General features: G+C 37.3%; 6 protein-coding genes. 1 reads left to right on the plus strand and 5 read right to left on the minus strand.

The features are described 5' to 3' along the window. The first annotated feature begins 149 nt into the window (after positions 1-149). On the plus strand, positions 150-1070 hold the full coding sequence (locus tag QMD21_06745; protein ID MDI6856457.1) for a polymer-forming cytoskeletal protein: 921 nt from the start codon (positions 150-152) through the stop codon (positions 1068-1070). A gap of 2 nt (positions 1071-1072) precedes the next feature. Here the strand turns inward: QMD21_06745 and QMD21_06750 are convergent, their stop codons facing one another. Genes QMD21_06750 through QMD21_06770 form a run of 5 tightly spaced genes read right to left on the minus strand, consistent with a single transcriptional unit; the run spans position 1073 to position 8215 of the window. Beyond that, positions 1073-1741 carry a radical SAM protein gene (locus tag QMD21_06750; GenBank protein ID MDI6856458.1) on the minus strand — a complete coding sequence of 223 codons (669 nt, stop codon included), beginning with the start codon at positions 1739-1741 and terminating at the stop codon, positions 1073-1075. After that, the gene (locus QMD21_06755; protein MDI6856459.1) at positions 1742-3079 is read right to left on the minus strand and encodes a replication factor C large subunit; all 1338 of its coding nucleotides are present in this window, start codon (positions 3077-3079) and stop codon (positions 1742-1744) included. An 8-nt stretch (positions 3080-3087) separates the two neighbouring features. Next, a complete protein-coding gene (locus tag QMD21_06760; protein ID MDI6856460.1) occupies positions 3088-5250 on the minus strand; it encodes a right-handed parallel beta-helix repeat-containing protein in 2163 nt (720 codons plus the stop codon). Between the two features lie 39 nt (positions 5251-5289). Further along, on the minus strand, positions 5290-5943 hold the full coding sequence (locus tag QMD21_06765; GenBank protein MDI6856461.1) for a phenylalanine--tRNA ligase beta subunit-related protein: 654 nt from the start codon (positions 5941-5943) through the stop codon (positions 5290-5292). Then, positions 5921-8215, minus strand: coding sequence for a DEAD/DEAH box helicase (locus tag QMD21_06770; protein ID MDI6856462.1), 2295 nt, complete (start codon positions 8213-8215; stop codon positions 5921-5923). Before QMD21_06770 ends, QMD21_06765 begins: the two co-directional genes overlap by 23 nt. Positions 8216-8273 lie beyond the last annotated feature (58 nt).

An 8273-nucleotide genomic window follows, 5' to 3' on the forward strand; every position in this document is an offset into this window, starting at 1 on the left:
GCGATGAAAGTTTAAAAAAATTTGAGAAAGAACCTTTTATCAAAATTTACGATGACGGCTTTACGCAAGTTTATAAAATAGCGTGGTGTTTATAAAAGCAACCTTTAAATACCACTACTCATATTGCTTTCTTATTAGGGATGGGAAAAATGAAATTTAATAAAAAAACTTTCGTTGTTCCTAGTGGTACTAATTTTGAAGAAAGTGTTATTGTAACTAAAGGCGATGCTGTTATTGCGGATAGAACTTTTTTAAATTACGGGATAATTACAGACAAACGAATTTTTGTAGGAGAGCGCGTAAAAATTAGTGGTATGCTGTGCGCCAAAGACGATATAAGAATAGACATGTGGAGTGAAATAATGGGCGATGTTTTAGGAGCGCAGGATATCTATTTAGCAGATAAAGTTAAAGTTTTAGGTAAGGTAAGCGCAGGCAAAGATTTCGATGTCGGCGATAACGTTAGTATAGAAAAAGGTTTTGAGGCTAAGGGCTGGGTAAATATAAGAAGCCCAATACCTCTTGTGATTTATATATTCATTTATATTTTAGAGCTTTTAAGGCAGGGTAGAAGTAAAGAAGTAGATGCAATACTTGACGAGCTTGAAGCTAGTAAAGGCGAAAATTATTTTATGATATCCGATGAGTTCTTTTTCTTGCCTAGAGATAGTGTTGTTGCACAAGATAGAGTAAAAATTATAGGTAGTTGCAGAGTGGGAAATAGATGCAGAATTACAGGTAATTTTTACGTTACTGGTAATGTAAAAATAGGCGCTGGGACTGAGCTTTACGGCTCTCTCAAAGCTGGCGGGGATGTAGAAGCTGATAGTAAAGTTATATTTCATGGTGATTTGGAATGTAAAGGCAATCTCAAGCTCGGCTCTTTAGCGCAAGTAATTGGTAACGTTACCTGCGGCTCAGTAGAACTTTTTAGGAGCGCAATTATTCAAGGTACTTTAAGAGCGCAGAATTACGTAAGATTTAGAACTCCTTATGATGATGTACTCAAAGAGAAAGTTGAACGTTTCAAGCTCGGCGTGGATAGTACTGAGAATATTTTAGGAATTTGATTTCATACCCCTTTCTTCTCGCCCCAAATAATTTTATGGAGTTGGAGTAGCACACGAGCTTTTAATCTATCTTTAAGCACTTGCGCAGCAATAAAGCCCGGGTCTATACCATAAACTGGCATGAAGATAATATTGCAGTCAGGCTTGTATTTTTTAACAATATTTTTAGCATACTTGTAATCGTTTAAATCCGCTAGTACAAACTTCAGCTGGTCAGTGCATCTCAGTTTAGCAATATTGGAGAACAGCATTTTTCCTTCCATTTTAGATGAAGGGCATTTGATATCCATTGAAATAAATAGTCTCTTGTCCCTAGGTAGTTTTTCTAAACTAACTGATCCGTTAGTCTCAAGGTCAACTTGATGTCCTTGTCTCAGTAGCTGGTGAATCAAAGATCTTACAGGCTTTTGTAATAGCGGCTCGCCGCCTGTAATACAAACATATTTGCAACGACTTTTTTTTACTTCCTCAATAATATCAGAAATTGTAAGAGCTTTGCCGCTTTTAAAATCTCTTGCGTATAATGTATCGCACCACGAGCATGAAAGATTACAGCCCGCGAGCCTAACAAATACTGTTGGCAAACCTTGATGTAAGCCCTCACCTTGTAGAGAATAGAAAATTTCGCTTACTCTCAAACTTGGATATCTGGCTTCTCTTTCTTTGTACATTTACGTATATTCTTTGATTGTAACCTCTTTTTTGATAGCTCGCTTCTTTTCAATACTTTCAATTAAACGCTTTACTTTGCTACTATCAGGCTTTTCGTCAAGTAGCCATGCAGTTTCTTCACTATCAAGCCCTAATTTAACAATCATATTAGCTGCAAATTCAAGTTGATTTTTAAAAAGGTGTTTGAACCAGCCCAAAATATTTTCTCGTGCAGCAGCTTTAGAAATATGGCATAATTTACCTAGCTTTGCAAGTGCATTATCTTCAAGCTCACGAGAAGTTCTTGCTCTGCTCATCTTATAAAGCCATGACGGAAATTGATATTTTGTGAACATTCTGTAAGGCGCTTGCTTAGCAAGTGCTATGCTGGCAGTCAAGTCATTTGCATAAGCCCATAAGCCATAATACTGGCGCTTGGTTATTCTGCCTAGAAAAACATCAGCTCTAGATAGCATTCCATAACCTTCTTTCAAATCTAAAAACTCTTTATATTCTAAAGGTAGATTTTCATCTAGCCACAGTATGATATAGTCAGGAGGCTCTTCAAGCTCTTGAAGAGTAGCTCGCGCTTTTTCTAAACTTGTGGTTTTAAATATCCTTGTTAAACCACTGAAAATAGTCTCTTTAGGATCTCTTCTACCGAGTGCATCAATATCTTCAAGACTGATTTTGGTGCGCCCTTCAGCTACAGACTGCATATCGTTTATTGCAGAGCGCACGTCACCATTAGCTCGTTCTGCAAGCTCTGTAAGAGCTTCACTGGCAATTTCTATTTTTTCTTTTTTACAAATCCTGCTAAGTACCGATTTAATGGCGTCCCTTTGAATCGCTCTAAATTTAATAGTCAAGCACAGATCCTTTATAGCGCTTGATTTTCTTGTAAGCTCGTAATAGTCATTTACAATAAGCACAATAGGCTGACGAGCTGCTCTTACAACTTCTACAATTGCCTGCATACCTCCTCTATCCTCTTTACCAAACAAATTATCAGCTTCGTCAAGTATTATCAGCTTTCTCCAGCCTCCTTTCGTAGAAATGAACTCGCCTTGCGAAGTAAAAGTCTCGTAGCTAGCGCCAATACCGGCAATTCTTTTTATTGCCTCGTAATTCCTAGTATCTGAAGCGTTGAGCTCTATTGCGCACCAACCGTAGTCGTTTGCTAGCGCATATGCGCAAGTTGTTTTTCCTACCCCAGGAGCTCCTACGAGTATTACTGCATTTTTTTCAGGTTTACCAGCTTGCCAGCCTTCAGCCCATTCTCTAAGGAGCTTTACAGCAGCATCGTTACCTACTACTTCTTTTAAGGTTTGGGGTCTGTATTTCTCAGTCCATTGCATTTCTATACTTAGAATTTGCTCTTAGGCTTAGGCTTTCGCTCAATTATGAGTATTAAAGCAATACATATTAAAACGATTGCGAACAATACACAGACCTCTAGAGGTATTTTAAGCTCGAATTTTTCTGGAGGAGCCAGATACTCAAGTTCTACTACGACATCATTAACTTTTTTTATATCTCCGACTTCTGTGCTGGCTAGACCTTTTACTACGAGAATTCTATATGGCGTGGAGTTCACTCGCCCAGCTCTTTTTTCAGTGTATTCCTTTAATGTTGCTCTGACAATGCCGTACTCATCAGTTCGTCCTGAGAATGCAAGAGTGTTATCTTTATCGTAGATACTCACCTCAGCTTCTTTAACAGCTATGCCATTAGCTTTCCATAAAACCTTAATATTCAGCTCCCAATAACTTTCAAGTTCTGCATGTTCGGTAAGGAATTGAATTCTCTGGCAGTAGGAAGCATTTGAAATCACAGAAGAGTAAAGTTTCATATCATATTTGTTATCGTAAAAAGTTGAATTTGCTACTACTATTTTATATGCCAGTGGTAACGCTACATACAGCCCTGCTTCTGAGTTTGAGTTAAATTGTGAGTTTGAGATTGTAGTATTGAGTGAGTTAGAAATCCAAGCTCCATAAGCATTATTATAAAATTTACAGTTTTCGATTGTAGTGTTTGGAGAAGATTCTATGAAGATGCCTGCATGAATACTATCAGAAATCGTGCAAGCAATTATACTGTTATTTAAAGTATTTTTTAGAAATACTCCTATAAAATTATTTGAAATTTTGCAATTTTCTAATAATGCGTTATCAGCTTCTATTACAAGCCCAGGATTCTCTAAACTCCATCCGCACATGATTAGAGTAACGTTGTTGAGTATGAGTTTAGCGCCTTTCCCTACCGCAAAGCTATAACGATAGTCTGTATTTGAAGTAATTGTTGAGTTATTGATATAGAGCTCGCTGCCTTGCTGAGCTTCAATATTATATTCGCCATCGAATTCGCAGTTTAATTTTAAGGTTACGTTTTCTAACACAAATTTTCCATCGGCTTTTACAATTACACTTTTGCTTAAAATTTCTTCTTTATCTACCAACCTAACCTCTCCCGTTATCTCCCAAACAAACACAGAAGTTAGTGCTGGATCGTTATCTTTATTATTACCTCCTGAGATGTTATATGGTGTAGCAGTATAATCGCTCCAATAATTCATACTCCAATTGTTGTTGCCGTTGTCCCAAGCAGTATTGTTAATAAAGTGGTTTTGAGTTATTGTATTGTGATAAGAGTTAAAAGCCCTTATGCCGTACCTCAGTATGTCATCCCAGGCACCGCTATATTCTGAAATTTTACAGCTCTTTATTAAATTGTGCCCCGCGTACTCAATTAATATCCCATGAGTGCGACCACTGCTACTACTGTAAATATTGCATTTTAGTAATGTATTGTTATAGGAATTTCTAATTCTTACACCTATTTCGTTACCTTCCGCTATTTTGGTGTTTTTGATTAAGTTGCTAGACGAGCTTTCTAGCCAAATGCCAGTACCCTCGCAGTACTTGATATCGCAGCTATTAATAGTAATATTTGTGGATTGATAAATACTAATTCCACGACAGTTTGAGTGAATTGAGCTATTTGCTAGCACGCAATTTTTGGTATTGCTGAATTTTAATCCCCAATCGTTTTCTATAAAACTGCAGTTCTCAATAATTACATCTTCAGCCCCTATCGTTAGTCCTGTAGCATTATACCCGCATTTGCTCAAAGTTGAACTTCTCATACTAAAATTCGCTCCTTTATTAACTTCAAACCAAAACCTGCCTTCTTTAGAGACAGCGGAAGTACTCGTAATAGTAGAGTTAAAAATATAGAGAGAACCCATAACGCGAATACCGTACTTACCGTCTACGCCGACCACCTCTCCATGCACAATTTCGGTGCAGTTTAATTTTAAAGTTGTATTTTTCAGAGTTAAAGAGCCATTCTCAGCAATAATAAGGTTCTCGTTTAACTCTATGTAGGTATTTTCCCAGGTAATATTAGTATCTATAACCAGCTCTGAAACTTTAGGAATGTTCTCTCTTAAGCTTGATGCGTTGGGGCTGATTAAAGAGCTAAAAATAGAGCATGCTATTATCAAAATCAATGTTCTTTGGGTCATGTAGCTATAATAGCACTTAGAGCTAATTAGAACTTTCGGTTATTTACAGTATCTTTCTACATAACTGAGGCACAAATCTTTAGCTTGAATTAACTGCTCAAGCTCAATACCAGGCACTCCACAGAATATCAGCAACAGTGCCTTAGTTTCAAAAGTTATTTTAGTATGCTCTGAATCGCGATAAGGATAAATTGCAATTATTTTATCGTCATCGCTAACAACAATCTCTTTACCTTCAAGCAAATCTTCGCTCTCAAATCCAATACCTAAAAAACTCTCGCCTTTTCTAGCAAATCTCAAATTCAAAGCGCCTTTTAGCCGAGCGCTGTCAAATGCAGCAATAGCTATACCAGTTTGTATAGAAACTAAATTATAGCAATCCACTACATTATTTATCGCAGGCATTTCCTTGCCAAGCAATATCTTTCTAATGAGCGCTTCGCCAGCAGGCCTTGTCTTCGTAGGATCTATTTTCAATCGCCAGAAGAAGTCGCGATATGCTCTGAACACTTTAGCATCTTTCAGCGTTTCTAAACTATAAAATGCTTTTACTTTTTCTATAATTTCTTTTTTAAGCTCTTCAAGAGTGCTATCTGCTTTTTTTACTGTTACTTCTGAAATCTCAGTTTCAATAACTTCTAAATCCGGAAAAATATTTAGTAAAGCAGGGTCAATGTTTAGCCTCATCTTCATTGCTTAAATATTTAGCTCTTAGTACTGTTACTATTTCCTCAGCTGTTTTCTTACCTATACCTTCTACTTGCATAAGCTCTCCTATCTCTGCATCTACAATTGCTTTCACGGACCCAAAATGAGCCAGAAGTCTTTGCGCGAGTATCGTAGAAATATTAGGCAAGCCTTCTGTAATAAATTGCTGGCGCTCCCTTAAACTCATAGCTGGTTTGCTACCTCTGATGCTAGGAGCCCTTCCTTCTTCAAATTCCCTTTTTAAAATACTGCTTAACAGCAAGGCTGTCTCTCTTTCACTTTTCGTCTGAATTATAGGAATATTGAAATCTGTAACAATGCTAGCCAAAGCACCTAAGATAGCGTTTTCTGATATCTTCCTGCCTGTGGCTAAAGGCTCGCCTTCCAAAACCAAAATCGCTTTGGGATATGTATTCTTTAGCAATTTTAGTTGCGAAAATAATCTTCCTTCAATCAAAGACCGTACAAAATCTTCAGCTGTTTTCCTTTCTACAGCGATCCTATCTGATATTATATAGTCGCTGGTTTCTAACTGAGCTGATGCGATATTAATATTTAGGAGTGAAAGTTCACGAGCGACTCCGGAATTGAGCTCCCTTGTATCTACAATTATTTTTAGCTTTTGCTCTTCAGTAAATTTTGCAAGAGTTAGCTGCCCGACTGGCTTCTCAAATTTGCTTTCTTTTTGAGCTTTCTTTACTTCTTCACTTTTAGCTCTTGCTAGCTCGTACCTTAACCTCTGTATCTCTAATCTCATACTTTTCTCTTTCTTTTTGCTGCTCCAGTAATAAGCCTCGTCCCGAGTCTTTTTAGTAATAAGAATCACAACTTTGCCAGCTCTTGCTCTCCCTGTCCTGCCTCTCCTCTGAATAGTTCTTATTTCTGAAGGTATAGGCTCGTAAAAAACGACCAAATCAGTTTGCGGTATATCGAGACCTTCTTCTCCTACCGCAGTAGCTACAAGAACGTTGCACTCGTTTCTCTTGAATTTTTCAATTATTTCAGCTTGCTCTTTCTGGCTCAGCCCTTTATCTTTCTCTTTTGTAGCTTGACCTATAAATCTTACTGCTTTTATATGAGGTAGTTGATTTAGTTCCTTCATTACAAGTTCTGACGTATCGCGGTAGTGCGTGAACACTATTATTCTAGCATCCTTTTTTCTACTTAATTGCTCTTTTACCACCGTTACTACTTCTCTTAATTTAGGATGCTCAACCTCTGTTTCTTTAGCAAGCATTATAGCTTTTTTTACTCTGGGATCGTTTAAAAGTAATTTCGCGCCTTTTGAACGGTCGTTTTCCAAACGCTCAAAATAATTTCTAAGCGATTCTAGACCTTGAGTTTCGCCTAGCTCTATTGCGTGATTTATTTTAACAGCCGCAGATTGCACTACAGCTGCAAAGAATAAAGACTCAGGCGCTTTTGGCAGACGAGCTTTGATTCTTCTTTGAATTTGTATTTGCGCTTCTAAAAGCTCTTTAGTAGAAATTTTTCCTTTAGGCTTTAGCAGTCCAAAGCTACGGAGTTCGGCAATCCTTTCTGCGAGTACCTCATTAAGCTCTTTAATAATGAGTTTTAAATTTTCAGGTAGCTCAACCGCTACCCAGTCAATAGCTATAGGATGCACATAAGGCTTAACATCTTCGTCATATTCACTTCTAAGCTCAATATTTGTTATTTTTAAATTCTTGCATACTTCTAAAATTTGATCAGTACTACTTCCTGGCGAAGCAGTCATTCCCAGCACTAAATTAGAATGCTTCTGTGCAATGAATACGTAAGAATAGTTGCCTACAGCTCTGTGAGCTTCATCAAAAATTATTAGAGCCACATCATTCAAATTTATTCTTCCTGCAATTAAATCGTTCTTAATAACTTGAGGAGTGCTTACCACAATATTACTATCATTCCAGATTTTGAGTCTTTTCTTAGGCGCAACTTCACCTGTAAGCAACGAATTTTTTTGGTTGATAATATAACTTTCAAGATATTTGTAATGCTGCTCTGCAAGAGGTTTGGTAGGCGCTAGAAACAGAATTTTACCTGAACTTAGTTTTTCTGCAATTACGAGCAGAGCTATAGTTGTCTTACCCATACCAGTAGGAAGAACTACTAACGTAGAGCCTTTCAAACAGCTCTGCGCAATATTTACCTGATAATCTCTCCTTTCAATACTTTCAGACTTGATTAAAGGATGCTCTATGTACACAGTTTGGAAATGGCATTGTGAGGTATTGAATGTTTTCGTGTTTGCCAAAGCCAGTAGTTCCGAAGGTGTTTTTCCGAGTATAAATTAAATATTTTGTATGCCGTAC

The sequence above is a fragment of the Candidatus Thermoplasmatota archaeon genome (assembly GCA_030018475.1).
GTDB lineage: Archaea > Thermoplasmatota > JASEFT01 > JASEFT01 > JASEFT01 > JASEFT01.

Bases quoted from the DNA above. Each gene is read 5' to 3' on its own strand.
- QMD21_06745 (MDI6856457.1), top strand. From the start codon at position 150: ATGAAATTTAATAAAAAAACTTTCGTTGTTCCTAGTGGTACTAATTTT.
- QMD21_06750 (MDI6856458.1), bottom strand. From the start codon at position 1,741: ATGTACAAAGAAAGAGAAGCCAGATATCCAAGTTTGAGAGTAAGCGAA.
- QMD21_06755 (MDI6856459.1), bottom strand. From the start codon at position 3,079: ATGCAATGGACTGAGAAATACAGACCCCAAACCTTAAAAGAAGTAGTA.
- QMD21_06760 (MDI6856460.1), bottom strand. From the start codon at position 5,250: ATGACCCAAAGAACATTGATTTTGATAATAGCATGCTCTATTTTTAGC.
- QMD21_06765 (MDI6856461.1), bottom strand. From the start codon at position 5,943: ATGAAGATGAGGCTAAACATTGACCCTGCTTTACTAAATATTTTTCCG.